General features: G+C 64.8%; 20 protein-coding genes. 11 read left to right on the top strand and 9 right to left on the bottom strand.

Features of this window, described 5'->3' with window-relative positions:
* Positions 1-28: 28 nt before the first annotated feature.
* Positions 29-1,111, bottom strand: coding sequence for a 4-oxalomesaconate tautomerase (locus PFLCHA0_RS12815; protein WP_015635236.1), 1,083 nt, complete (start codon positions 1,109-1,111; stop codon positions 29-31).
* Between the two features lie 170 nt (positions 1,112-1,281).
* Here PFLCHA0_RS12815 and PFLCHA0_RS12810 point away from each other — a divergent pair, with 170 nt between their 5' ends.
* From PFLCHA0_RS12810 to PFLCHA0_RS12795, 4 genes are all read left to right on the top strand, one after another.
* Positions 1,282-2,172: a LysR family transcriptional regulator gene (locus PFLCHA0_RS12810; protein WP_011060793.1), complete on the top strand. Its 891-nt coding sequence runs from the start codon at positions 1,282-1,284 to the stop codon at positions 2,170-2,172.
* Positions 2,173-2,344: 172 nt separating this feature from the next.
* Positions 2,345-4,168, top strand: coding sequence for a monovalent cation:proton antiporter-2 (CPA2) family protein (locus tag PFLCHA0_RS12805; protein WP_011060792.1), 1,824 nt, complete (start codon positions 2,345-2,347; stop codon positions 4,166-4,168).
* Positions 4,169-4,453: 285 nt separating this feature from the next.
* A complete protein-coding gene (locus tag PFLCHA0_RS12800; RefSeq protein WP_015635235.1) occupies positions 4,454-5,560 on the top strand; it encodes a DNA alkylation repair protein in 1,107 nt (368 codons plus the stop codon).
* A gap of 16 nt (positions 5,561-5,576) precedes the next feature.
* A complete protein-coding gene (locus PFLCHA0_RS12795) occupies positions 5,577-6,617 on the top strand; it encodes a DUF6602 domain-containing protein (protein ID WP_015635234.1) in 1,041 nt (346 codons plus the stop codon).
* Positions 6,618-6,653: 36 nt separating this feature from the next.
* Here PFLCHA0_RS12795 and PFLCHA0_RS12790 read toward each other — a convergent pair whose 3' ends face one another.
* On the bottom strand, positions 6,654-7,028 hold the full coding sequence (locus PFLCHA0_RS12790; RefSeq protein ID WP_015635233.1) for a hypothetical protein: 375 nt from the start codon (positions 7,026-7,028) through the stop codon (positions 6,654-6,656).
* Positions 7,029-7,059: 31 nt separating this feature from the next.
* Positions 7,060-7,689, bottom strand: coding sequence for a TetR/AcrR family transcriptional regulator (locus tag PFLCHA0_RS12785; protein ID WP_015635232.1), 630 nt, complete (start codon positions 7,687-7,689; stop codon positions 7,060-7,062).
* Positions 7,690-7,844: 155 nt separating this feature from the next.
* On the opposite strand from PFLCHA0_RS12785, the gene PFLCHA0_RS12780 reads away from it, so the two are divergent.
* Together PFLCHA0_RS12780 and PFLCHA0_RS12775 are read left to right on the top strand one after the other, a co-directional pair.
* Positions 7,845-9,359, top strand: coding sequence for an MFS transporter (locus PFLCHA0_RS12780; RefSeq protein ID WP_015635231.1), 1,515 nt, complete (start codon positions 7,845-7,847; stop codon positions 9,357-9,359).
* Positions 9,360-9,539: 180 nt separating this feature from the next.
* Entirely contained in the window at positions 9,540-10,475 is a 936-nt protein-coding gene (locus PFLCHA0_RS12775) for a phytanoyl-CoA dioxygenase family protein (RefSeq protein WP_015635230.1), read from the top strand.
* Between the two features lie 6 nt (positions 10,476-10,481).
* On the opposite strand, the gene PFLCHA0_RS12770 is transcribed toward PFLCHA0_RS12775, so the two are convergent.
* A complete protein-coding gene (locus tag PFLCHA0_RS12770; protein WP_011060785.1) occupies positions 10,482-11,375 on the bottom strand; it encodes a LysR family transcriptional regulator in 894 nt (297 codons plus the stop codon).
* A 131-nt stretch (positions 11,376-11,506) separates the two neighbouring features.
* Between PFLCHA0_RS12770 and PFLCHA0_RS12765 the strand changes: the two genes are divergently transcribed.
* Positions 11,507-13,153, top strand: a complete 1,647-nt coding sequence (locus PFLCHA0_RS12765; RefSeq protein ID WP_015635229.1) for a GMC family oxidoreductase — start codon at positions 11,507-11,509, stop codon at positions 13,151-13,153.
* Positions 13,154-13,348: 195 nt separating this feature from the next.
* A complete protein-coding gene (locus PFLCHA0_RS12760) occupies positions 13,349-14,971 on the top strand; it encodes an MFS transporter (RefSeq protein ID WP_011060783.1) in 1,623 nt (540 codons plus the stop codon).
* A 133-nt stretch (positions 14,972-15,104) separates the two neighbouring features.
* Here PFLCHA0_RS12760 and PFLCHA0_RS12755 read toward each other — a convergent pair whose 3' ends face one another.
* Complete coding sequence (locus tag PFLCHA0_RS12755; RefSeq protein WP_015635228.1) at positions 15,105-16,331, bottom strand: DUF2599 domain-containing protein; 1,227 nt, start codon at positions 16,329-16,331, stop codon at positions 15,105-15,107.
* 207 nt (positions 16,332-16,538) lie between these two features.
* On the opposite strand from PFLCHA0_RS12755, the gene PFLCHA0_RS12745 reads away from it, so the two are divergent.
* Positions 16,539-17,285 (top strand): glycine-rich domain-containing protein, encoded by a 747-nt coding sequence (locus PFLCHA0_RS12745; RefSeq protein WP_011060781.1) that lies wholly within the window; start codon positions 16,539-16,541, stop codon positions 17,283-17,285.
* A gap of 52 nt (positions 17,286-17,337) precedes the next feature.
* Here the strand turns inward: PFLCHA0_RS12745 and PFLCHA0_RS12740 are convergent, their stop codons facing one another.
* Entirely contained in the window at positions 17,338-18,783 is a 1,446-nt protein-coding gene (locus PFLCHA0_RS12740) for a serralysin family metalloprotease (RefSeq protein WP_015635227.1), read from the bottom strand.
* A gap of 279 nt (positions 18,784-19,062) precedes the next feature.
* Here PFLCHA0_RS12740 and PFLCHA0_RS12735 point away from each other — a divergent pair, with 279 nt between their 5' ends.
* On the top strand, positions 19,063-19,359 hold the full coding sequence (locus PFLCHA0_RS12735; protein WP_015635226.1) for a hypothetical protein: 297 nt from the start codon (positions 19,063-19,065) through the stop codon (positions 19,357-19,359).
* 6 nt (positions 19,360-19,365) lie between these two features.
* Here PFLCHA0_RS12735 and PFLCHA0_RS12730 read toward each other — a convergent pair whose 3' ends face one another.
* Positions 19,366-21,726 carry a DNA polymerase II gene (locus tag PFLCHA0_RS12730; RefSeq protein WP_015635225.1) on the bottom strand — a complete coding sequence of 787 codons (2,361 nt, stop codon included), beginning with the start codon at positions 21,724-21,726 and terminating at the stop codon, positions 19,366-19,368.
* A gap of 568 nt (positions 21,727-22,294) precedes the next feature.
* Between PFLCHA0_RS12730 and PFLCHA0_RS12725 the strand changes: the two genes are divergently transcribed.
* A complete protein-coding gene (locus tag PFLCHA0_RS12725) occupies positions 22,295-22,624 on the top strand; it encodes a hypothetical protein (RefSeq protein ID WP_011060776.1) in 330 nt (109 codons plus the stop codon).
* A 171-nt stretch (positions 22,625-22,795) separates the two neighbouring features.
* Here PFLCHA0_RS12725 and PFLCHA0_RS12720 read toward each other — a convergent pair whose 3' ends face one another.
* Positions 22,796-24,646, bottom strand: coding sequence for an amidohydrolase (locus PFLCHA0_RS12720; protein WP_015635224.1), 1,851 nt, complete (start codon positions 24,644-24,646; stop codon positions 22,796-22,798).
* 31 nt (positions 24,647-24,677) lie between these two features.
* Positions 24,678-25,256 carry an antibiotic biosynthesis monooxygenase gene (locus PFLCHA0_RS12715; protein WP_011060774.1) on the bottom strand — a complete coding sequence of 193 codons (579 nt, stop codon included), beginning with the start codon at positions 25,254-25,256 and terminating at the stop codon, positions 24,678-24,680.
* Positions 25,257-25,282 lie beyond the last annotated feature (26 nt).

Below are 25,282 nucleotides of genomic sequence, written 5' to 3'. Positions count from 1 at the left end.
TTGATGCAACGCGGGTCGACAGCAACGACTAACCGGCCAGGCGCTGTGAAGCCGGCGCGTAGACATACCCGGAGAACAACCGGCGGGCGGTGCGGACCACCGAGGCGCGAATGGTCTCAGGGCTTTTTCCGCTGTAGGACAATACGACATCTATTGCCCCGCTGGGATGCTCGATACGGACCTTTTGCAGACGCGGTTCGTGGACCCCGCCCAGTATCTCGGCCGCCACACTGCCGGCGGTGACACAGGCGGTAGCCAGGCCGATGGAGCCGGTGATGGCCAGGGCCCGATGGCAGTTGTGGGGCATGAAATAGCGCACCGCCAGGGTGCCCCCCGCCCGGGCCTGGGACACCAGCACCGGCTTGGGAATCACTTTGTCGCTGACATCCCCCAGGCCCATGGCCAGCCCGGCCTTCAGGCGCAGGTTTTCCAGGCGCTTGAGAAAGTCCGCGTCGGCGTCCAGCTCGGCCGGGGTTTCATCGCCGCGCTTGCCCAGGCAGGCAGCCTGCACCAGCACCATGGGCATGGCCATGTCGATGCACGTCACGGCAATGCCGTCGATCAGGTCCTGAGGCTGGCCCGTGGGGAACAACTGGCCGGTCTTGCTGCCGGCGGCATCGAGAAAGGTCAGGGCCACCGGCGCCGCGCTGCCCGGCACGCCGTCAATGGTGGTGTCGCCTTCGTAGCTGACCTTGCCATCGGGGGTCTGTACCTGGGCATTGACCAGGGTGCCGGTGTTGAGGTTGCGAATCCGCACCTGGGTCTGTGCCCCCGTGGCCTTGACCAGCCCCTGCTCGATCGCGAAAGGCCCGACGGCGCAGAGCATGTTGCCGCAGTTGGGCGCGGTATCGACCCGCCGCTGCGACACCATGACCTGGACGAACAGATAATCGACATCCGCGTCCGGGTGCAGCGACGGACTGACGATCGCCACCTTGCTGGTTTGCGGGCTGCCGCCGCCGATGCCGTCGATTTCCAACTCATGGCCGGAGCCCATCAGGTTGAGCAACAGCTCATCACGTTCGGACACCGCCACAGGCAGATCCCAGGCCAGAAAAAACGGCCCTTTGGAGGTGCCGCCGCGCATCAACACACAAGGAATTCGTTGCATGAACACTGACTCTTGTTGATCAATCGAGGTAATTGATGTTCTGGACACAAGAGTGTCAGGGATTAAAAAGTGTTTCCAATGCAAAGATCAGAGAGATTATTGCGTTACGAGCATGAATTAAATATCGTGTCCGGCACCGCCACACCCGACGCCCGCCTTGAGAAACCAGCATGGAATATGAGCTCCAGGACATAAGATCTTTCGTGAAAATCGCCGAACTGGGGAGTTTCCACGAAGCCGCCGACGCTTTGCACCTGTCCCAGCCCGCCCTGAGCCGACGTATGAAAAAGCTCGAAGAGGGCCTGGGCACCGCGCTCCTCGACCGCACCACGCGCAAGGTCAGCCTGACCAGCGTCGGTCGCGACTTCCTGCCCAAGGCCCGACGACTGCTGGACGACTTCGACGACTCGATCCTCAACATCCGTGAGCTGGCAGAACGGCAGATCGGTCAGGTGACCCTGGCCTGTATCCCCACGGCGGCCTTCTACTTCCTGCCGTCAGTGATCCGCCTGTATAACCTGCGCTATCCGAAAATCCGCATCCGCCTGCTCGACCTCAGCGCCAACGAGGGCCTTGAAGCGGTGCTGCGCGGCGAAGCGGACTTCGGCATCAACATGATGAGCGGCCAACACCCGGACATCGAGTTCGTGCCCCTGGTCAACGAGCCCTTTGTCCTGGCCTGCCGGCGCGACCATGAACTGGCCGAGCGCAGCTCGGTGACCTGGTCGGAACTCAGCGATTATCGCTTGATCGGCGTCGGTCGCCTGAGCGGCAACCGCATGTTGCTGGACCATGCCCTGTCCGGCTTGAGCTGGCGTCCCCAGTGGTTCTACGAGGTGCAGCACCTGTCCACGTCACTGGGCATGGTGGAGGCCGGGCTCGGGGTTTCGGCGATGCCGAGCCTGGCCATGCCGGCCGCCGATCACCCGACCCTGGTCAGCGTTCCGCTGACCGAGCCCGTGGTCAATCGCACCCTGGGGCTGGTGTCCCGGCGCGGCGCGTCGCTATCGCCGGCCGCGGAAAAATTTGTCTCGATTCTGCTGGAGCAGTGGCCGCACTGACCCGCCCGCCCCCCTGCTCTCCCGTACTCCGACGTGCCTTGCAGGGCGCACCGCCAGTCTCAGAACATCCACGCCGTTTTTATCCGGGCGCAGACTGGCAATACCAATCCGCTCATCGTCACCGACGAGCCTTTATCATCACCTGCGCCCCGTTCTCCCTGGAGTCCCCCCGATGCCCCATGAAGGCAACCTGCTACAAGCCGCCGTCGTGTTCCTCTGCGCCGCCGTGCTCATCGTGCCCCTGGCCAAGCGCCTGCAACTGGGGGCCGTGCTCGGCTACCTGCTGGCCGGGGTGCTGATCGGCCCCTCGGTGCTGGGCCTGGTGGGCAACCCCCAGAGCGTCAGCCATATCTCCGAACTGGGGGTGGTGCTGCTGTTGTTCATCATCGGCCTGGAGCTGTCGCCCAAGCGCCTGTGGGTGATGCGCAAGGCGGTGTTCGGCGTCGGCCTGGCCCAGGTGCTGCTGACCGGGATGCTGATCGGCGTGGTGGCGCTGTTTCTGTTCGGCCAGTCGCTCAACAGTGCCATTGTCCTGGGCCTGGGCCTGGCCCTGTCGTCCACCGCCCTGGGCCTGCAAAGCCTGGCCGAACGCAAGGAGCTGAACAGCCCTCATGGGCGCATGGCCTTCGCCATCCTGCTGTTCCAGGACATCGCCGCCATTCCACTGATCGCCATGGTCCCGGTGCTGGCCGGTGGCGATCACCACACCAGCAGCGCCGAGGACCTGCGCCACGGCCTGCAAGTGCTGGGCAGCATCGCCGTGGTGGTGGTGGGCGGGCGCTACCTGCTGCGCCCGGTGTTTCGCATCGTGGCCAAGACCCGCTTGCCGGAAGTCTCCACCGCCACTGCCTTGCTGGTGGTGATCGGCACCGCCTGGCTGATGGACCTGGTGGGCGTGTCCATGGCCCTGGGCGCCTTCCTCGCCGGCCTGCTGCTGGCGGACTCGGAATACCGCCACGAGCTGGAAGCACAGATCGAACCCTTCAAGGGCCTGCTGCTGGGGCTGTTCTTCATCAGCGTCGGCATGGGCGCCAATATCAGCCTGCTGCTCAGCGCGCCCATCGCGGTGCTGGGCCTGACCCTGCTGCTGATCGCCCTCAAGCTGCCGCTGCTGTTCGTGGTCGGGCGCCTGGCCGGTGGCCTGGGACGCGAGAGTGCGGTGCGCCTCGGGGTGGTGCTGGCGGCGGGCGGCGAGTTCGCTTTCGTGGTGTTCAAGATCGGCCGCGACCAGGGCCTGTTCGAGCCCCGCCTGTATGACCTGCTGGTGCTGACCATCACCCTGTCCATGGCCCTCACCCCACTGCTGTTGCTGGCCTGCACCCGCTGGCTGAAACCCAAGGCCAAGCCGGTGGAAATGCCCGCCGAGTACCGCCGGATCGATTCCGACGGGCCGCGGGTGGTGATTGCCGGCATGGGCCGCATGGGGCAGATCGTGGCGCGGATCCTGCGGGCACAGAAAGTGCCCTTCGTGGCCCTGGACACCTCGGTGGAAACCATTGAACTGATCCGCAGTTTCGGCGGCATGCCGGTGTTCTACGGCGACCCGTTGCGCCCGGAGATCCTCAGCGCGGCCAAGGTCGGCGAAGCGGAGTACTTCGTCATTGCCACCGACGACCCGGAAACCAATATCAAGACCGCCGAGCAGGTCAGCCGGCTCTACCCGCACCTGAAGATCATCGCCCGCGCGCGCAACCGCCAGCACGTGCACCGGCTGGTGGACCTGGGGGCCCAGGCGGTGCGGGAGACCTACTATTCCAGCCTGGAAATGAGCCGCCGCACCCTGGTGGGGCTGGGCTTGAGCCAGGCCCAGGCCGATTCGCGGATCCAGCGTTTCACCCAGCACGACGAACAACTGCTGGCGGCCCAGCATGCCGTCTACGACGACGCCGCCAAGGTCCTGCAAAGCGCCCAGGAAGCCCGCGCCGAACTGGCCCGGCTGTTCGAAGCCGACGAACAGGACGAACAGATCGAAAGCCCGCTGCCGCCGATGCGCTGAGGCGCCAGGCCCTGCGCCACCTCGCAGGAGTCGGCTTGCTGGCGAAGGCGGTCTCAAGGACGCCGGGTAATGATCTGAGGGCCGTGGTGTACCCTTCGCTGGCAAGCCAGCTCCTACAGGCCCGGCACGACACACCGTAGGAGCCGGCTTGCCGGCGAAGGCGGCCTCAGCAACACCGGAAAACGATCTGCATGACGCAACACGCCCTCCGGCGGCTACCGACAGATTCTGTCAGCAGAGGGCGTGTAGAGTGGACGCCGCCCCGGCTTTGAATGGATACGCCCCATGAGTTCTACCCAAGAGCAGGCCCCCGCCCTCAAGGAAATCTTCAACCAGCAGCGCCTGATGCATATCGCCGACGCCATGCACACGGTGCATCCGGCCTTCGACCGCCAGGGGTTCCTGCAACGGGCCGGCCACGGCCTCGCCGAGCTGTCGCTGATGCAGCGCCTGGCCCGGGTCAGCGAGAGCCTGCACCAGGTACTGGGCCTGGACTACCCCAGCAGCCTGGAGCTGCTGCAAGCCCTGGCGCCGCGCCTGAACAGCCGCTTCGTGTGCATCTTCCTGCCCCACTACGTGGCCAGCTACGGCCTGCATGACTTCGAGCTGTCCATGGCGGCGCTGAAGTATTTCACCGGCTTCGGCTCATCGGAGTTCGCCGTGCGCCACTTCTTGCGCCAGGACTGCCAGCGCACGCTGGCCGTGATGCACGAGTGGGCCACGGACAGCGATGAACACGTACGCCGCCTGGCCAGCGAAGGCAGCCGCCCGCGCCTGCCCTGGTCGTTCCGCCTGGAGCAGTTGCAGGCCGACCCGCAACTGGCGGCGCCGATCCTCGAACGCCTGCGCAATGACCCCAGCCTGTACGTGCGCAAGTCGGTGGCCAACCACCTCAACGACATCACCAAAGAGCACCCGCAGTGGGTCCTGGAACGTCTTGAAGGCTGGCCCCTGGAGCAGCCGCACAGTGCCTGGATCGCCCGTCATGCCTTGCGCAGCCTGATCAAGCAGGGCGACCGCCGGGCCCTGGCGCTGATCGGCGCCGGGGCCCGGGCCGAGGTCCAGGTTTGCCGCTTCCAGGTGGCCCCCGGGCAATTGCGCCTGGGGGACAGCCTCAACCTGTCCCTGACCCTGGTCTCCACCTGCTCGCACGAACAGCGCCTGGTGGTGGATTACGCCATCGACTACGTCAAGGCCTCCGGCGCCACCGCGAGCAAGGTGTTCAAGCTCAAGACCTTCACCCTGCAAGGCCTGGCCCAGGTGGAGCTTGGCCGCAGCCAGCAGATCCGCGAACTGACCACCCGCCGCCACTATCCGGGGCGCCACGGCGTGCGATTGCTGGTCAACGGCGAACCCCTGGCCACAGGCCATTTCGACTTGCTCGTCCCCTGATCCCCAAGGAAGCCCCATGGCAATCATCAGCAAATGGGCGAAATCCATCGCCCGGGTCCTGGAAAGCAGCTTCAGCGTCAGCAGCACCATCGCCAGCCACTCCGGCGTCCTCGGTGACGCCCGGGAGAGTTTCATCCGTGACGTCCTCAAGCGATTTCTGCCGAGCAACATCAGCATCGGTGCCGGGCAGATCATCGACTCCGAAGGAGGCATCTCCAAGCAGATCGACCTGATCATCTATCGCAACGATTTCCCCACGCTGCGCACTTTCGGCTCGGCGGACGTGTACCTGATCGAAGGGGTGATCGCCACCGTGGAGGTCAAGTCCCAACTCAACGAAAAGAGCCTGTTCGAGGCCCTGGAGAACGGCAAGTCGGTGCGCAACCTCAAGCCCTCGGTGCTGCGCCATTCCCTCGACGAATACAGCGCGCGCATCTATGACCGCGACTATCAGAACCTGACGGTCTCGCAGATGAATTCGGTCATGGGCCTGGTGCTGCCGCCAGCCTATGTGTACGGGTATCGAGGCTACCCCGGCAGCAGCCTGGAGCCGTTGCGCAACAGCCTGAACGCCTGGCACAACATCCCCGACCGTGCCGGCGAACTGGACGTGACCCTGATGCCCGAGGTCATTGCCACCCAGGGCTGTGTGACCCTGAAGAACCTCAACAACCACCTGGCCCTGCCCCGGCCCGGCGCCGCCGACCTGGAGGCCTGTCGCCAGAGCTACAACACGGCCATGTCCAGCAGCATGAGCAAGCAGGAGTTCTTCGGTTGCTTTCGCGAAAGCAACGCTGAGAGCTTCGACTACGGCATCGCCATCAAGGCCTACGAAACGCCGCTGCAATACCTGATTTCCAGCTTGCTGGAGGCGGTGACCTCACGCATCGGCTACCAGCAACTGGGGGGGACGGCGATCCAGTACAACCTGTTGAAATACCACCTGAGTGAAGAGATGGAGGGCGGCTGGTCCGGCGCCGCGATCAACCTGACCCGGGTGCGTGATCCCAAGCTGGATCTGGCGGGCAAGTTCGGCTTGTGGAAGGCCGGGGCCTGAAGCGATCGACAGGGCCCGCAAACCGCGACTGGGCGCTCAGCCCGTCGTGGCCTTCATGGGCAGCGCGATCAAGTGCTCGCTGCAGCCGAAGCCACCCACTGCGTCGTCGTACCAGAACACTTCCACCACCGCGATGCAGCCGTCATAGGACTGCCCTACCAGCGTGCCGTCGGCCTTGAACACCCGCAGGTAGCCGCCAACGCTGTAGCGCGAGCTGTCGCCATCGCCGGGCATGGTCATGGTGGGAATCCAGGTGCGCCAGCTGAACAAGCGGTACTTCTGGTAGTAGAAGGCCTGGTCGGCGCTGTAGTCGCGGCCCTGATACGGCGTGCCGTAGTAGAACGAGCCATAGGCCTGGTACGCCAGGTACAGCGCCAGCGCGGCGCCGAGAATGAGGTTGATCTTTTTCATTGCAGGGTCGTTCCTTTTACCCGTGGAAACATCAAGAAGGAGGCAGGCCCAGCATGCGCAGGCACGCCTGGACAATGGCCTCGGCCAGGGCCCGGCCATCGTCCTCGCCGGCGGCGATCACATCGTCGGTGGCGCCATGCACCCCGGCGTAGATCAGCGAAGCGATCACCCCTGGCTGGGCCAGGGACCAGCAGCCGGCGCGCTGGCCGCCTTCGAGAAGGCCCAGCAACTGCTCGAGGATCGCGTTCTTTTCCGGGTTGCCGCGGTCGTGATGATGGTGGTTGGGGTAGACGATGTCGTGCAGGCGGTAGGTGTCGAGGTAGGCCTGCACGCTGGTGCGGATCCAGCTGCTGAGCTGCGCCACCCAGTCGTCCTCGGGGCAGGCCGCCACCGCCTGCTCCAGGCGCTGCAGGTAGTGCTGGGTATAGCGTTGCCCCAGGGCCACCAGCATGTCGTTCTTGGATTGGAAGTAGTGATAGAAGGTGCCCTTGGCCACCTCGGCGCGCTCGACGATCTCGCTGATGGTGGTGGCTTCCACGCCCTGGCTGAGGAACAGGTCTTGGGCGGCGGCCATCAGCTCTTCCAGGCGTACTTCGGCCGGTTTGGTGCGCGGCCGCGGCTGGGCAGCGCGCTTGGCAACCGGGGAGGTTTTGACACTCATGAACGAATCCGGGCTGTTCGACAAAGGTCGCCATTCTAGGGGATTTGTGGGGGAAAAGAGAGTTGAGAATCTTTTTCATTCTCCATTGACCGACGGTCAGTCGAAATACTATGCTCGCCCTGCAAGCCCATTCCAGACCTTGCGGGAGATACACCATGCAGCGCTATCGTCGCCCGGCCCTGGTCGCCGCCGCCTACCTCGGGACCTTCCTGGCGTCCCTCGACATCAGCATCGTCAACGTCGCCCTGCCAACCTTGCAGCAGGCCCTGGCCACCGACCTGGGCGGCCTGCAATGGGTGGTCAATGCCTACGCCATCTGCCTCTCGGCGTTCATGCTCTCGGCAGGCCCCCTTGGGGATCGCTTTGGTCACAAACGCTGCTGGCTGATCGGTGTGCTGCTGTTCTGCCTCGGCTCGGCGCTGTGCGCGCTGGCCCAGGAGCTTTCGCTGCTGCTGGCCGGGCGCGCAGTGCAGGGGCTGGCCGGGGCCCTACTGATTCCCGGGGCGATGCCGATCCTCAGCCACGCCTTTCCCGAGCCTCGGCAACGGGCCCACGTGATCGGCGGCTGGTCGGCCTTCAGCGCCCTGGCCCTGATTCTCGGCCCGCTGCTGGGTGGCCTGTTGCTGGAGCACCTGGGCTGGCAGAGCATTTTCCTGATCAACCTGCCCATCGGCCTGCTGGCCCTGGCCCTGGGCGGCTGGGGCATCAGCGAGCGCAAGTACCCCCAGCACGCCGCGCTCGACCCCCAGGGCCAGATCCTCAGCGTGCTCTGCCTGGGGGCCCTGACCTACGGCCTGATCGTCGCTGGCGAGGACGGTTTCGGCAGCCGCGAGGCACTCACCTCATTGCTGCTGGCGACGCTGGCGCTGCTGGCCCTGATCCAGGTCGAGCGTCGAGTGCAGCGGCCCCTGGTGCCCGTCGCCCTGTTTCGCCAGCGGCCCTTTGCGGTGGCCAACCTGGCCTCGTTCATCCTCGGGTTTTCCTGCTACAGCAGCCTGTTCTTCTTCTCGATCTTCCTGCAGCAGATCCAGGGCTGGTCCGCCGCCGACACCGGCCTGCGCATGCTCCCGCAGTTCGTGGTCACAGGCGTTGTATCGATGCTCTTTGGCCGCTTGCACCGGCGCATCCCCCTGCCCTGGCTGATGGTTGGCGGCTATGGCCTGGTAGGCCTGGCCATGAGCGCCATGGCCGGCTTCGATGCCCACACGCCCTACTGGCGGGTGGGTTCGCTGTTCGGTCTGCTGGGGCTGGGCATGGGCCTGGCGGTGCCGGCCACCGGGCTGGTGGTGATGGCCTGCGCACCGGCAGAGCGCGCCGGCATCGCCTCGGCCAGCATGAACGCCCTGCGCCAGACCGGCATGAGCGTCGGCATCGCCCTGCTCGGCAGCCTGATGAGCGCCCGGGCAGTGCAAGTGCTCAGCGAATCCGGCGCCGCGGCCGGGTTCGACGGCGCCGCCGAACTGGCCCGGCAAGCGGTGACCGAACACCGCCTGCCGCTGCACGACCCGCTGTTCGCCGACCTCTATGGCGCCGCCATGACCAGCGGTTTTCGCCTGGCCATGGCCCTGGCCGGTTGCGCCAGCCTGCTGGCCATGGGGCTGTTGCTGGGAACTCGCCAGCAAGCGGTCCGCGAGCCTGCCGGCAGCCCCGGCACCAGGCCGGCTCGTTGACAAGCGCCGTGGTGGCACCGACCCTCCAGGCCCGGGACCGCTACATCCGGCCTGACGACTAAGGCGCCGTCCTCCCTGCCCGATGTCGCAAAGGCGTTGCTCAAGGTCGAATCCAGCCTGCCGCCCCAGCGCGCACTGTCCATACTCAAGGGCCTTGTCCCCTGGTAATGGAATACCCCCGTGAACCTGCCACCGGTCCTGCCTGACACCGCCCCTGCCCTGGTCAACCCGCTACGCCTGGGCCAGGACGATCTACGGCATTTCAAGGAGCGTGGCTTCATCAAGCTGCGGGGGTTGTTGACGCCTGCGGCCATCCTGCAACTGCGCGAGCTGGCCAACAGCCAACTGCGTCCTGCCCCCTCGGGTACCTCGGCCCATGGCGACGGTTTCAGTCGCCTGACCCACCGGGTGACCCAGGTCGGCATCCTCGAACGCCTCTACCGGCAACCGGCCTTCGCCCAGGTGCTGACCCGCCTCAGCGGCTGCCGCCTGATCATGAGCGAGGCCCAGAGTTTCGAGCTGGGGGTGGGACGCTCGGGCTTTGCCTGGCACTACGACTCGCTGAACTTTCGCTACATCCGCCCCCAGGACCCGGCCTTCAGCCTGTGGATGCCGTTGCAGCCGATCCGCCCCGAAGTGCAAGGTGGCGGCATGGCCTGGGTGCCCCTGTCGCAATTCTCGGCCCAGGAGAATTTTCAGTTCTCGCGCCTGCTGGCAGGCAAACTGGCACGGGGCGAGTCGGTGGCCGAATTTTCCGCGCACCTGCACCAGACCTACTGCACGCCCGGGATGCTCACCGACAGCTTCGAAGCACAGCGCATCGAAGACTCGTTCGAACCCGGCGACGCCCTGCTGTTCAGCAAGTACCTGTGGCACCGCTCCAGCCCCTTGCTGGCCGGCGACCTGGAACGCCGCCAGGCTGTGACCCTGCGCCTGCTGGACTGGCGCGCATGCCTTGATCCACTGATGCAGGAAGGCGAAACCCGCAGCGCCGGAGGCCTGGGCATGGGCCTGGACGGTGGCCCGCTGAACCCAGTGTCCTACGGCTCGCGCTTCGTCGATATCACGCCCGGGGCACCGATCCGCAGCTCGGTCCATTGCGGGCCGATCCTCTGAACCAGGCTAGATCTCAGGCCCCAGCAACACCTGCTGCTGCGCCGCACACTGCTCCACCAGGTAATCCCAGACCACCCGCAGCCGCACCGATTTGTGCAGCTCGCGGCGGGTGCTGATCCAGTAGGCGCGCTGGATGCTTTCCGCCGGCAGCAGCGGCACCAGTTGCGGGTCGGCGGCGGCCATGTAGCACGGCAGCACGGCGATCCCCAGGCCGGAACGGGCCGCTTCCTGCTGGGCAATGACACTGGTGCTGTGGAACACCACCTGGGGGTTGCGGCAGAAGCTGTTGAGGAACATCAGCTCCTGGCTGAACAAGAGATCATCGACGTAGCCGATCCAGGCATGCCGGCCCAGGTCCTCGCGGCTGCGCAAGGGCGGCGCGCGGTCCAGGTAGGCCTGGCTGGCGTACAGCGCCAGGCGGTAGTCGGTGAGCTTGCGGGTCACCAGCATGTCGGCGCTGGGCCGCTCCAGGTGGATGCTGATCTCCGCCTCGCGGTTGAGAATGCTGACAAAGCGCGGCACCGCCACCAGTTCCACTTCCAGCCCTGGATACCGCTCGAACAGCCCAACCATGCGGCTGGCGAGAAACTTCACCCCCAGGCCCTCGGTGACCCCGACACGGATCTTGCCCAAAGGCGCGCTGGACTGGGTGATCTCTTCCTGCACCAGCAAGGCGACGTTTTCCATGGCCTCGGCGTGCTTGAGCAGCGCTTCGCCGGCCGGGGTCAGTTCGTAGCCCTGGGCGTGCTGGACGAACAGTGCGGTGCCCAGGGCCTTCTCCACCGCCTCGATGTGCCGGGCCACCGTGGCGTGGGTGGTGTTCAGCCGTCGCGCGGCGGTCAGCAGGCGGCCGCTGCGTTGCAGCTCAAGAAAGAAGCGCAGGTCATTCCAGTCGAACATGGGGTTTCCTTGCCGGAGTCGAAGGCCAACGCTGTTAGAAAACGCACAGCGGGTGGGTAAAAACTAACATTCTTTTAACGAAAGCTAACAACTAGGATGGCTCCCAATAAGAACGAAAAACGAGGTTAAGGATGCTCCCTGCCTTTGACGCCTACGACTACATCGTGGTCGGCGCCGGCCCCGCCGGCTGTCTTCTGGCCAATCGCCTGTCGGCCAACCCCCAGCACCGTGTGCTGCTGCTGGAAGCCGGTGGCCGCGACAACTATCCCTGGATCCACATCCCCGTGGGCTACCTGTTCTGCATCGGCAACCCGCGCACCGACTGGTGCTTCAAGACCGAGGCCGAGCCCGGCCTGCAGGGCCGCAGCCTGAGCTACCCGCGGGGCAAGGTGCTGGGAGGCTGCTCGTCGATCAACGGCATGATCTACATGCGTGGGCAGGCTGCCGACTACGACAGCTGGGCCGCTGAAGGCAACCCGGGCTGGGGCTGGGACCAGGTGCTGCCGCTGTTCAAGAAAAGCGAGAACCACTTTGCCGGCGGCAGCGAACTGCACGGCGCCGCCGGTGAATGGCGGGTCGAGCGCCAGCGCCTGTCGTGGCCGATCCTCGATGCCTTTCGCAGCGCTGCCGAGCAGAGCGGCATTCGCAACATCGACGACTTCAACGGCGGCGACAACGAAGGGTGCGGCTACTTCCAGGTCAACCAGAAGGCCGGGGTGCGCTGGAACGCCGCCAAGGCCTTTCTCAAACCCATCGCCCAGCGCCCGAACCTGGTGGTGCTGACCGGCATCGAGGTGCAGCGGCTGATCCTCGAGGACGGCCGCGCCACAGCGGTGCGGGCCAGCTGCCAGGGGCGCCTGGAGAACTTCAAGGCGCGCCGCGAGATCATCCTCTGCGCCGGCTCCGTCGGCTCGCCGAGCATCCTGCAGCGCTCGGGGATCGGCCCGGCGCCGCTCCTGCAACGCTTGGGGATCGGCGTCAGCCATGCCCTGCCCGGGGTGGGCGGCAACCTGCAGGACCACCTGCAACTGCGCCTGATCTACAAACTGGAGAACGCCCGCACCCTGAACCAGATCGCGGGCAGCCTGTGGGGCAAGATGGGCATGGGCCTGCGCTACCTGTATGACCGCAGCGGCCCGCTGTCCATGGCCCCCAGCCAGCTTGGCGCCTTTGCCCGCTCGGGCCCGGAACAGACCCGGGCCAACCTGGAGTACCACGTGCAGCCGCTGTCGCTGGAGCGTTTCGGCGAACCGCTGCACGCCTTCCCGGCCTTTACCGCCTCGGTCTGCGACCTGCGCCCGCAGAGCCGTGGCCGGGTCGAGATCCGTTCCGTGGAGGCCGGCGATGCGCCGCTGATCCAGCCCAACTACCTGAGCCACCCCGAGGACCTGCGGGTCGCCGCCGACGCCATCCGCCTGACCCGACGCATCGTCGGCGCCCCGGCCCTGCAACCCTTCAAGCCCAGCGAATACCTGCCCGGCCCCGAGCTGCAAAGCACCGAGCAACTGCACGAGGCCGCGGCCCGCATCGGCACCACCATCTTCCATCCGGTGGGCACCTGCCGCATGGGCAGCGATGCCCAGGCGGTGGTGGACGCACAACTGCGGGTGCACGGCATTGCGGGGCTGCGCATCGCCGATGCCTCGATCATGCCGCGCATCACCTCGGGCAATACCTGCTCACCGACCTTGATGATCGCTGAAAAGGCCGCTGAACTGATCCTTGCCAGCGTCCCCAGGAGCACGGTCCAGCACAAGGAGCCCGCCACCCCGGCATGAGCGCAGGAGCCGGCTTGCCGGCGAAGGCGTCCCCAAGGCTGGCGCCCGGCTCACGGGCCTCTTCGCTGGCAAGCCAGCTCCTACGGATGAGGGAAACGAGGGTTCATCGTGCGGTCGCGGTGAATCTGCAACAGCGGCGCCGGAAACGGCGTCGGCAGTGGAACAACAACAATAATCACTGTAAGGAAGCCACCTATGTCAGAACACGCACAGCCCCTGAACGCGCCCCTGCAGGACTCCACTGCCAAGGGCAGCCAGAAGGTCATCTTCGCGTCGTCCCTCGGCACGGTGTTCGAGTGGTACGACTTTTTCCTCTACGGCGCCCTGGCGGCGGTGATCAGCAAGCAGTTCTTCGCCGGGGTCAACGACACCACGGCCTTCATCTTCGCCCTGATGGCCTTTGCCGCCGGCTTCGTGGTGCGCCCCTTCGGCGCCCTGGTGTTCGGCCGCCTGGGGGACATGATCGGGCGCAAGTACACCTTCCTTGCCACCATCATCCTCATGGGCGTTGCGACCTTCGCCGTGGGCCTGTTGCCCAACTACGCCAGCATCGGCATCGCCGCGCCGATCATCCTGGTGGCCCTGCGCATGCTCCAGGGCCTGGCCCTGGGCGGCGAGTACGGCGGCGCCGCCACCTACGTGGCCGAGCACGCGCCCCAGGGCAAGCGCGGCTTGCACACCAGCTGGATCCAGTCCACCGCAACCCTGGGCCTGCTGCTGTCGCTGCTGGTGGTGCTGGCCTGCCGTTACTTCACCGGCGACCAGTTCGAGGTCTGGGGCTGGCGCCTGCCGTTCCTGCTGTCCATCGTGCTGCTGGGCATCTCCACCTGGATCCGCATGAGCCTGCACGAGTCGCCGGCCTTCCTGAAAATGAAAGAGGAAGGCCGCGCCAGCAAGGCGCCGATCCGCGAATCCTTCGGCAAGTGGGAAAACCTCAAGGTGGTGCTGATCGCCCTGTTCAGCATCAATGCCGGGCAGGCGGTGACCTTCTATGCCGCGCAGTTCTACGTTTTGTTCTTTCTCACCCAGTTCCTCAAGATGGACCCGGCCCTTGCCAACAGCCTGCTGATCATCAGCGTGGTGATCGGCGCGCCGATGTTCATCTTCTTTGGCTGGCTCTCGGACAAGATCGGCCGCAAGCCGGTGCTGATGCTCGGCCTGCTGCTGGCCACGCTTCTGTACTTCCCGATCTTCAAGGCCCTGGCCCACTACGCCAACCCGGCCATCGACCAGGCCAGCCGCCAGGCGCCCATCAGCGTCACCGCCGACCCGGCCACCTGCACCTTCCAGTTCGACCCGGTGGGCAAGGCGCGCTTCGACAGCCCCTGCGACAAGGTCAAGACCTTCCTGGTGAAGCAGGGCCTGCCCTACAGCAGCATCGCCGCCCCCGCCGGCAGCCCGGTGCAGGTCAGCGTCGGTGATGTGAAGATCAACGGCTTCGACGAGGCCGCCCTGCGCGGCGCAGTGACCCTGGCCGGTTATCCGCAGCAGGCCGACAGCCAGAACGTCAACAAGACCATGGTGGTGGTGCTGATCGTCGCGCTGATCCTGATTGCCGCCATGTGCTACGGCCCGCTGGCGGCGCTGATGGTGGAGCTGTTCCCGACCCGTATCCGCTACACCTCCATGTCCCTGCCCTACCACATCGGCAACGGCTGGTTCGGCGGTTTCCTGCCGACCGTGTCCTTTGCCCTGGTGGTCTACACCGGCGATATCTTCTATGGCCTGTGGTACCCGGTGCTGATTACCGGGGTCAGCCTGGTGGTGGGGTTGTTGTGCCTGCGGGAAACCCGGGACGTCGACATCAACCACAACTGAGCAGCGTGCTCGGGCTTGCCGACGGGGGCGGTCTTGCGGGCCTCTTCGCTGGCAAGCCAGCTCCTACGGTGGCCGGTGATAGTGCGGGGAGCCCGTAGGAGCCGGCTTGCCGGCGAAGGCGGTCTGGCGGGCCTCAGGTGTTGTTGCAGCCCTTGGCGATGGAGTCTTCGTTGGAGGTGTAGGGCCGTGAAGGCTCCAGGTTCCACTCCGGCTTGTTGCGCGCAATATTGAAGTGGCAGACCAGTTGCCGGCGCATGCTGCCCACGCTGCTGTCGCGGTTGTCCGGGTTGTTCTTCCACTGGGCGTCCAGGTAGTGGTCGCTGGCCAGTTCGTTGAAGAAGTTGTTGGTCTGGTTGTCCTTGACGTTGCGCCCGCAATCGGTGGGCGTGACTTCCAGGGTCATGACTTTCTTGCCGAAGCCCGGGTCATCACGTTCGATCCACACCGCACTCTGCACATAGCGATCGCAGCTGTTCTTCTCGGTGATCGGGTAGATCACCTGCTTCTTGTTGTCGTAGACGAAACTCGCGTCCTGCTGGGGCGTCTGCGGCAGCTTCATGTTGATCACCGGCAGGTACTGCTGCACGGCCTTGTACCACTGGATCTGGTTCAGCCGTGCACCTTCCAGGCCGCCATCCTCGGTGTAGAACAGGGCCAGGATCGAGGGCGATTGCGGCGGTTTTTCCTCCCACTTGGCCAGGCGCAGCTCATTCTGAGTGCCGAAGGATTCTGCGGCGATCTGCGCCATGGAACGGATGCTCTGGTAGAACGCCGGGCCGGCGGCGCTGTTGCGTTCGTCACGTACATCGAAGGAACACTGGCGCGAGTGGTCGCCACGGTTCTGTCGGTAGTTGGCGCCCCATTGCTCGGCGGTGGTCACACCGATCTCGTGGCAGTACTTCTCGACATTGCCCGGGGTGCGCCGCGAGTCGGTGCAGCCCTGCTGCCCGCGGTCGTCGGTGGCGGCGTCGATGGGGAAGGAACAGAGCACCGCATAGTCCTGGTGATCCTTGGGGTTGCCGAAGATGGTGTCGAAGATGAAGCCGCTCTGCAGTCCGTAGGCCAGCTTGCGGAACTTCGAATCCTTGCGCAGGTAGGACGCCGATACGCCGCCGCTGGCCTGGCTTTTAGGGCTGATGCTGTAGAACTGGTAGTCGGTGGACGGCCAGGTGGCGCGAAACAGCACCCCGGAACACAGGAATGCCGGTTTCGACGGGCCGCCGCAATCCTGGCGGGTGTCGTTGTACAACTGGTTGAGGCGGGCCACCGTGTCGCTGCCCTGGTCGGCCTGCACCGTGGGCAACAGGCACAGGCCGGCGAGGCCGATGGCAACGGCAATGGAGGTTCTGCGTGCTTTCATGGGGTGACTTCCGTGTGGTGTGTAAACCCTGGCCAGCCAAGTCGTGGTCCGGCAATAAGCAGAAGATAGAAGTGCTGGTTGGCCCTGATGGACTTTTCCCGGCCTGTGTCCCCGATCCCCACCACCGGCAGCAGGCGCACGGCGATGGCTTGAATAAAACGCCGCATTGCGCCACTGTCTCGGCACTTTTTCCGGCGGAGACCGAACATGCTGTTGATCTTGCCCGCAGTGGTGGCCCTGGCCCTGATCCTGGTGTTCTGGCGCCGTCAGAAAGCCCTCACGGCCTTGCGTCGGGAAGCCCACATCCGCAATTTCACCCTGCCGCCGCGCTTGTTCGAGCCCCTGCGCACCCAGCACCCGCACCTGAACCTCAAGGACTGCCAGCTGGTGGCCCAGGGCTTGCGCCAGTTCTTTCTCGCCTACCTCAAGAGCGGCCAGCGCTACGTGTCGATGCCGTCCCAGGTGGTGGACGACCTGTGGCACGAATTCATCTTGCATACCCGGGACTACCAGCAGTTCTGCAACCAGGCCTTCGGCCAGTTCCTCCACCACACCCCGGCGGCGGTGCTCGGCCAGAACGCCGCGCAACAAAGCGACAACGGCCTGCGCCGGGTCTGGCGCCAGGCCTGCCTGGAAGAAAACATCAACCCGGCCCAGCCCAGCCGCCTGCCACTGCTGTTCGCCCTGGACGCCAAGCTGAAGATCGCCGGGGGCTTTCACTACGTCGCCGACTGCCAGTCCCTGCGCCGCCTGACCGACAACGGCGGCAGCGCCACCCTGGTGCACTGCGGCAGCGAGCTGCACAGCAGCTCCCTGGACAGCGACTCTTCCGGCAGCAGCGACAGCGACAGCTCGCGTTTCGGCGGTGATGGCGACAGTGGCGGCAGCGATGGTGGCGGGGGCGACAGCAGTGGCTGCGGGGGCGGAGGTTGTGGCGGCGGGGGCGGTGACTGAAATTCGCCAAAGAGCGGCACCTTGAGGCGCCGCTCCCGTTACCCAGGGTCGATCAGGCGATGATGTCGGTGACCGCCGCCTGGCCCACGGTACCCACGGCGAAGTCCACCGCGCCATGACCGGTCAGGTCGATCATCAGGCTGGTCTGGTTGGTTTCGGCGTAGTAGGTGAGGATCGCGTCGCCGGCATGCCCGGTGAAGCCGCTGACGAAGTTCAGGGTGGCACCACCGGAGGCGAATTGCGGGATCCCGGTGAGGTCGATCTTGTCCTCGCCGCTGACGAAATCCATGATCCAGTCCGGGGCGTCGAAGGTCGAATCCGCGGCCGCGCCGTAGACGAAGGTATCAGCCCCCGCCCCACCCCACAGGGTGTCGCCACCGCCACCGCCATAGATGATGTCGTTGCCGGCACCGCCTTCGAGGATGTTCGCCGCAGCGTTGCCGATCAGCAGGTCATTGCCCGAGCCGCCGATGGCGTTTTCCACGGTCACGCCATGGGCGATGGACACGTTGCCCACCAGGCCGCCGACATCGGAGAAGCCGCCTTCATTGAGATTGATCTTCTGGTTCTGGGTGAAACCCGAGAAATCCAGGGTATCGTTGCCGCCGCCGTCCCAGACCGCGAACACCAGCTTGTCCGAAGCGCTGTGGGCGCTGTAGAAGTCCCGACCGGTGTTGGAGTTGAAGCCGTAGACAGTGTCGTCGGCACGGGTTTCCAGGTTGGCGCCATAGAGCTTCTGCACCGCAACGATATCGTCCAGCAACGGCGCCGAGGCGTAGGCACCGCCGCCGTCCTTGCTGAAGTCCTGCCCGGTGTTGCTCTCACTCCAGTAGCTCATCAGGCTGTAGCCGCGGGTGTCCTGGGCGTAGGTCACGTCGTTGTAGGTAGGGCTGCCGCTGCCGGCGTTGTACACGCCCGGGTGGGACAGGCCCAGGCTGTGGCCGATTTCGTGGGTCAGGGTCTGGCGGCCGTAGTTGCCGTTGCCCGGGGTTTCGTTGACCCGGTACTGGTCGTTGATCAGGTACCAGGACTGGCCGTCGTAGCTGCTGCCGGACGGCAGGTAGGCAAAGGCCGCGCCGCCGGTGCTGACGTTGTAGTTGCCGAAGCTCATGTGGCCGTCGCCACCCTTGGCCGCTTCAGTGAAGGTCACGTTGGCCACGTCCGCCCAGGATTGCAGAGCCAGCAGCGCCTGGGCTTTTTGCAGTGCGCTGAACTCGCTGAAGCTGCCCAGGGCCGGGTTGTAGTTGGCCGGTTTTTCGGTGAGGAAGCTGTAGCTCAGGTCGATCTTGCCGTCGCCGTTCTGGTCGTGCCAGGACAGGCCTTTGCGCAGGATCGAATCCGCCGCCTGGTCGGCGGTGAAGGATGGCTTGCCGTTCACCAGCTCGCTGCCGCCACGGTCATACAGGTGGCTGAAGGCCAGAACTTGCTGGTAGGCATGGCTGGCCTGAGCGGCCGAATCGATGCCGTTGCCGACTGCTTCCGAGAGTGCTTTTGACATTGCTACGTCCTTGTTCCAGACAAAAAATCCGATAGGACAGCTGCGACCCCGCCTGCGAGATCGTCCTATCACTCGCCCATTGAGGCGCTGGAAACCTGACACACTCGTCAACCGCGAGTCCACGGTTTTTTTTGTCCGACAAAAGCCCGAAAAGCGCTCTGGCCCGGGGTAAATATTCCACTCGCGCACGGCTCTGGCAGCAGATAGGCTAAGCATCAATCCGGGGCTGCAAAGCTCGCTCAAGCCTCTGCCCCAAGGCTGTTCCACGAGGAGTCCGCGATGCGCAAAATCCTGCTGCTGGGCACTTTGATGATCTTCACCGGCGCCGCCCACGCCGAAGGTGTACCGCTGTTCAACGTTTCCTGCCCCGGCAATCTGGCCGTCAGTGCCGACCAGGGCGGACCGATTTACATCAATGGCAAGGCGGTCAAGAGTAGCGCCGTGGATGACCGGCATTTCCAGGTCAAGACGCCGGAAACAACCCTGACCATCAGCGTCGAGGACGACGATTCGGTGACCGTGAAATACAGCGACAAACACGGTGCCAGTGGCCTGTGCGAAGCCGTGGACGACTGAGGCCTCTCAGAACAGGCCCATCTGCCCACCCACCAGGGTGCTGAAATCGTCCTGCACGAACGGCAGGATGGCATCTGCCACCGGTTGCAACTGGCGGGTCAGGTAGTGCTCGTAGTCGATGGTCGCGCGGCGGTTTTCCAGGGGCTCGGGGCCGGCCAGGGTGATCACGTAACTGATCCAGCCGCCGTTCTGGTACTGCAGCGGGCGGCCCTGCTCGCGGTTGTATTCGTCCGCCAGGCGCGCTGCGCGGACATGGGGCGGCACGTTGCGCTCGTAGTCGTCCAGGGGCCGGCGCAGGCGCTTGCGGTAGATCAACAGGTCATCCAGTTGCCCGGCCAGGGTGCGTTGCACGTAGTCGCGCACATAGTCCTGGTAGGGCTGGCGGTGGAAGATGCGCTGGTACAGCTCCTGCTGGAATTCCCGGGCCAGGGGCGACCAGTCGGTGCGCACCGTCTCCAGGCCCTTGTAGACCATCTCCTGGCTGCCATCGGCGCGCTGCACCAGGCCGGCGTAGCGCTTCTTGCTGCCCTCCTCGGCGCCACGGATGGTGGGCATCAGAAAGCGTTTGTAGTGGGTTTCGAACTGCAACTCCAGGGCGCTTTCCAGGCCGTATTGCTGCTGCAGGTGATCACGCCACCACTGGTTGACGTGGGCCACCAGGGCACGGCCGATCAGGCCTGCCTGCTCCTCGTCATGCAGGCCGCCGAGCCAGACGAAGGTGGAATCGGTGTCGCCGTAGATCACCTGATGCCCCTGGGCTTCGATCAACTGCTGGGTACGGGCCATGATCTCGTGGCCACGCAGGGTGATGGATGACGCCAGGCGTGGGTCGAAGAAGCGGCAACCGCTGGAGCCGAGCACGCCGTAGAAGGCGTTCATGATGATCTTCAACGCCTGGGACAGCGGCGCGTTGTGCTCGCGCTTGGCCACTTCCCGGCCCTCGGCGACCCGGGTCACGATCGATGGCAGGCAATGCCGGGTGCGGGAGAAGCGCGCGCCGCGAAAGCCCGCTACCGAATGCTGCTCGTCCGGTTGGCGCAGGCCTTCCACCAGCCCCACCGGGTCGATCAGGAAGCTGCGGATGATCGACGGGTACAGGCTCTTGTAGTCCAGCACCAGCACCGACTCGTAGAGCCCGGGCCGCGAATCCATGACGAAACCGCCGGGGCTGGCCTGGGGCGGCAGCTCGCCCAGGTTGGGGGCGACAAAGCCCTGGCGATGCATCAGCGGCATGTACAGGTGGGTAAAGGCCGCCACCGAACCGCCGCTGCGGTCGGCGGGCAGGCCGGTGACCGTGGCCCGTTCCAGAAGAAAGGTCAGCAACTCGGTCTTGGCGAAGATCCGCGTCACCAGTTCGCAGTCCTTGAGGTTGTAGCGGGCCAGGGCCGGCTTGTCCTCGGCGAACATGCGGTTGATCTCGTCCATGCGCTGGTAGGGGTTGTCGATCGACTTGCCCTCCCCCAGCAGGGTCTGGGCGACGTTTTCCAGGCTGAAGGAAGGGAAGCTCCAGGTCGCCGAACGCAATGCCTCGATGCCATCGATGATCAAGCGGCCGGCAGCCGAGGCGAAATAGTGGGTACGGCTGCCGTGCTCGCGCCACTGCATTTCCTCGCCACCACGCCCCAGGCGCAGCGGCACCGCCAGGCGCCGGGCATGTTCGTGGAGTACGCGCAGGTCGAACTGCACCAGGTTCCAGCCGATGATCGCGTCGGGGTCATGCTCGGCCAGCCACTGGTTGAGCCTCTCCAGCAACTGCTCGCGGCTGGCGCAGAACTCCAGGTCGAAATCCACCGCACTGTCGTCGTCCCGGGCCTTGCCGAGCATGTACACCTGGCGCTGGCCGCAACCTTCCAGGGCAATGGAATACAACTCGCCGCGCTCGCTGGTCTCGATGTCCAGGGACACCAGCTTGAGGCTCGGCCGGTAGTTTGGCGCCGGCTTCATCTGCGCCTCCAGCAACAAGCCATCGGGGCCGGGCTGGCCGCCGAAGGACACCGGCGCGGTGATGAAGCGCTCCATCAGGTAGCGCTCGGGCGGTCGGACATCGGCTTCGAACACCTCGACCCCGGCGCGCCGCAGGGTCTTCTCCAGGCGCATCAGCTGATTGTGCTGCGGGCAGTACAGGCCCAGCACCGGGCGCTGGTGGAAGTCACGCAACTGCAATGGGCGCAGTTGCACATCCGGGTCGTCGGTCAGCAAGCGCTCAGCCTGGGCCCGCTGCACCGCCGGGACGAAGGCCACGGAAGTCTGCAACGGCAGGCGGATCTGGCGCGGCCCCCGGTCGGTGGCCAGCCAGAAATCGACTTGCGTGCCCGCCGGCGTATCGCGCCAGTGCCGAGTCAGGACGAAGCCTTGTTGTACATCCACCGCTGCAACCTCAGAACATTTCAAGGCGCCGATTCTACCTGCCCAGCCCTGCGTTGGGGGGGCCGGATGATGGCTTTTCGGCTTTTGTCAGACAATATGTAGTGCCTGAAAATTTTCACTACAAAACCGTTGACGAGAGGATTTCGGCCTTGCATGATGCAGACGTCTCCCCGATCGGGGGACGAGGCAAAGGTGTTATGAGCAAGCTCGTCTGACCGCCGAGCTGTGACCCGGATGTGTACTGCCCACAAGGCAGATTGATGAAACTGACCTGGCATTGACCGTCCAGTACCACGACGGGAAGCCGGCGAAAACTCTTCAAGATGCTTGTGGCCGATGGTGGGAATGTCGGCAGCTTCATCCAGGTTTACGCTGCTTCTCTTCGTTGTGACGCTATTGCGTAGCAGTTAATCAAGGCAACTACACGCATCAGGCTCTGGGCCTTATCTGTATCCGACAGACACCCTCTGTCGCCCTGTTTCCGGTATCAGGGTTCAACTTACCGACGTAGCAAGATGAATTAGCGAATCAACTTAGATAGATCGATAAATGGTCAAGGGGGCTACAAATGAATCTTAATAACCAACCCACTATTGATGAATTGGCACGTATGTTCGCCGCACAGAAAGACAGCCACGACAGCCACATCCTGTGGATCGCCAAGTCGGGCCAAGTGCATATCGACTGCCTGTCGCCCCATAGCCATGAAGCAGAGTTCGACCAGAACAACCGGGACCTCGCGGCCCGCCTGAAGATGTACCGCCGCGGCCAGGGCTACGTCGGCAAGAAAGCCGCCGCCGACAAGGACTTCATCGGCCGGGTCCTGGAGACCCTGAAAGCCGAATGGCAATCGCTGCGGGATAAATCGGAAGTTCGGGTTATTGATCGGTTCTGCTAAGTAACGCGATCAATTCGTTAATCACCAACTAGTTGTTTAAACAATTGAATGGGCGCTCTTCATGAGCGCCCATTTTTATTGAAGCCAATTTCAAACCCGTAGGAGCCGGCTTGCCGGCGAAAGCGGTGTTAGCCTTGAAACCGCCTTCGCTGGCAAGCCAGCTCCTACAGCTCAGAACGCAAAACACGAACACCCAAACGCCCCCCAGAACCCCTGGAAGTCACTCACCGGTACGTTGGACATGCGCGCTTTCTGGTGCCCGTGGGCATGCACCGCGCACGGGCCGCTGCACTGGTGCACCCGGTTCTGCAACGGTGCGTTGGGCTTCCAATGCCCAGGCACCTTGGCCACCGGCGACCAGTCCGGGGTCACCGGCAGGCTCGGTGGGGCCAGTTTTTCGAAGTCACCGGCGGCATGCACCACCTTGCCATCCACCACGGTGAGCAGGGACTCGATCCACTTGATCGCCTCTTCCTCGACGCTGAAGTAGTCCGCCGACAGGGCCACCAGGTCCGCCAGTTGCCCGACCTTGATCTGGCCCTTCTTGCCCTGTTCCGAGGAGAACCAGGCGCTGCCGTGGGTGTAGAGCTCCAGCGCGGTATCGCGGCTCAGGCCCTGGGGGTACAGCTCCAGCCCGCCGACAGTCCGGCCGCTGACCATCCAGTACAGCGAGGTCCAGGGGTTGTAGCTGGAGACTCGAGTGGCGTCGGTGCCGGCGCCCACCGGGACGCCTTCGGCGAGCATGCGCTGGATCGGCGGGGTCATCTCAGCGGCCTTGGCGCCGTAGCGCTCGACGAAGTACTCGCCCTGGAAGGCCATGCGGTCCTGGATCGCGATGCCGCCGCCCAGGGCCCTCACCCGTTCGATGTTCTTCGGGCTGATGGTTTCCGCATGATCGAAGAACCACGGCAGGCCGTTGAAAGGAATGTCGCGGTCGACCTTTTCGAACACATCGAGCATCCGCGAGATGGATTCATCGTAGGTGGCGTGCAGGCGGAACGGCCAGCGCTGCTCCACCAGGTGGCGCACCACCGGTTCCAGCTCCTGCTCCATGCTCTGCGGCAGGTCGGGACGCGGTTCGAGGAAGTCCTCGAAATCCGCAGCGGAAAACACCAGCATCTCCCCTGCCCCGTTGTGCCGCAGGAAGTCGTCGCCCTGGCCGTAGGTGACGCTGGAGGTCCAGTGCTTGAAGTCCGCCAGTTCTTCCTTGGGCTTCTGGGTAAACAGGTTGTAGGCGATGCGCACGGTCAGTTGCTGCTGGGCCGCCAACTGGTTGATCACCTGATAGTCGTCGGGGTAGTTTTGGAAGCCGCCGCCGGCATCAATAGCGCTGGTGACCCCCAGGCGGTTGAGCTCGCGCATGAACTGGCGGGTCGAGTTGACCTGGTACTCCAACGGCAGCTTGGGCCCCTTGGCCAGGGTCGCATACAGAATCATCGCGTTGGGCCGGGCGATCAGCATGCCGGTGGGGTTGCCGTTGCCATCGCGGACGATCTCGCCCCCCGGCGGGTTCGGCGTGTTGCGGTCGTAGCCCACCACCCGCAGCGCGGCGCGGTTGAGCAAGGCGCGGTCATACAGGTGCAGGACGAACACCGGGGTATCCGGCGCCGCCTGGTTCAGTTCTTCCAGGGTCGGCATGCGTTTCTCGGCAAACTGGAATTCGTTCCAGCCGCCCACCACCCGTACCCACTGCGGCGCCGGGGTGCGCAGGGCCTGTTCCTTGAGCAGGCGCAGGGCATCGGCCAGGGACGGTACGCCTTCCCAGCGCAGTTCCAGGTTGTAGTTCAGGCCGCCGCGGATCAGGTGCAGGTGCGAGTCATTGAGCCCGGGGATCACCGTGCGCCCCATGAGGTCGATGACCTGGGTGCCGGCGCCGCGCAGGGCCATGGCCTGGGCATCATTGCCCACGGCGATGAAGCGCCCGTCCTTGATTGCCACCGCGCTGGCCCGGGGTTTGGCCCGGTCCACGGTGTGCAGGCGGCCGTTGAACAGAATCAGGTCGGCAATTGCATCGGGTTTCATGGCATTGCTCCAAACGAAGGTCGGGAAGGAATCAGGCCGCACTGCGTGGCTGCAGCCAACGGCTGAACAGGCGCGTGACCCGGGGCATGAAGACGTAGACCACCAGCAGCACGATGCTCAGGGTGATCAGCACCGTGGCCGGCACATAGCCGCCAAGCCAGGGCAGTTGGGCGAACAGCGGCTTCCACAATTGCGGCACCAGGAAGCTCAGCGGCAGGATCACCAGGAAGGTCACACACGCCTGTTTCCAACGCGGTGGCGGGGTCGGTGCACCGCCGTCCTGGGGGGTGAACCAGAATTCGCGATCGGCGTTGATTTCGGTCTGGTCACCGTCGGCCAGCAGGTGCTGGGCCTGTTGCACCAGCTCGCGGCGGTCGGCGGAATCCAGCCAGTGCTGCAACTGTTCGGTGCTGGCAAAGCGCAGCACGCTGGTGAACAACCCGAGGCCGCCGCTGTGGCCACGCACCACGTCGATGCCCAGGTGCCCCGGATAGCTGCGGGCCTTGGCGATGATCTGCCGCAGCCAGGTTTCATAGGCCTGATCCTGGCCCTGCTTGATCCGGTGACGGACCAGCAGGGTCACGACACCGTCGGTGAGTTCGATATTCATCAGAAGGCTCCAGTGTCTGCTAGGAG

The organism is Pseudomonas protegens CHA0 (assembly GCF_000397205.1).
Taxonomy (GTDB): domain Bacteria; phylum Pseudomonadota; class Gammaproteobacteria; order Pseudomonadales; family Pseudomonadaceae; genus Aquipseudomonas; species Aquipseudomonas protegens.
This window is presented reverse-complemented; position numbering and strand designations above follow the sequence as displayed.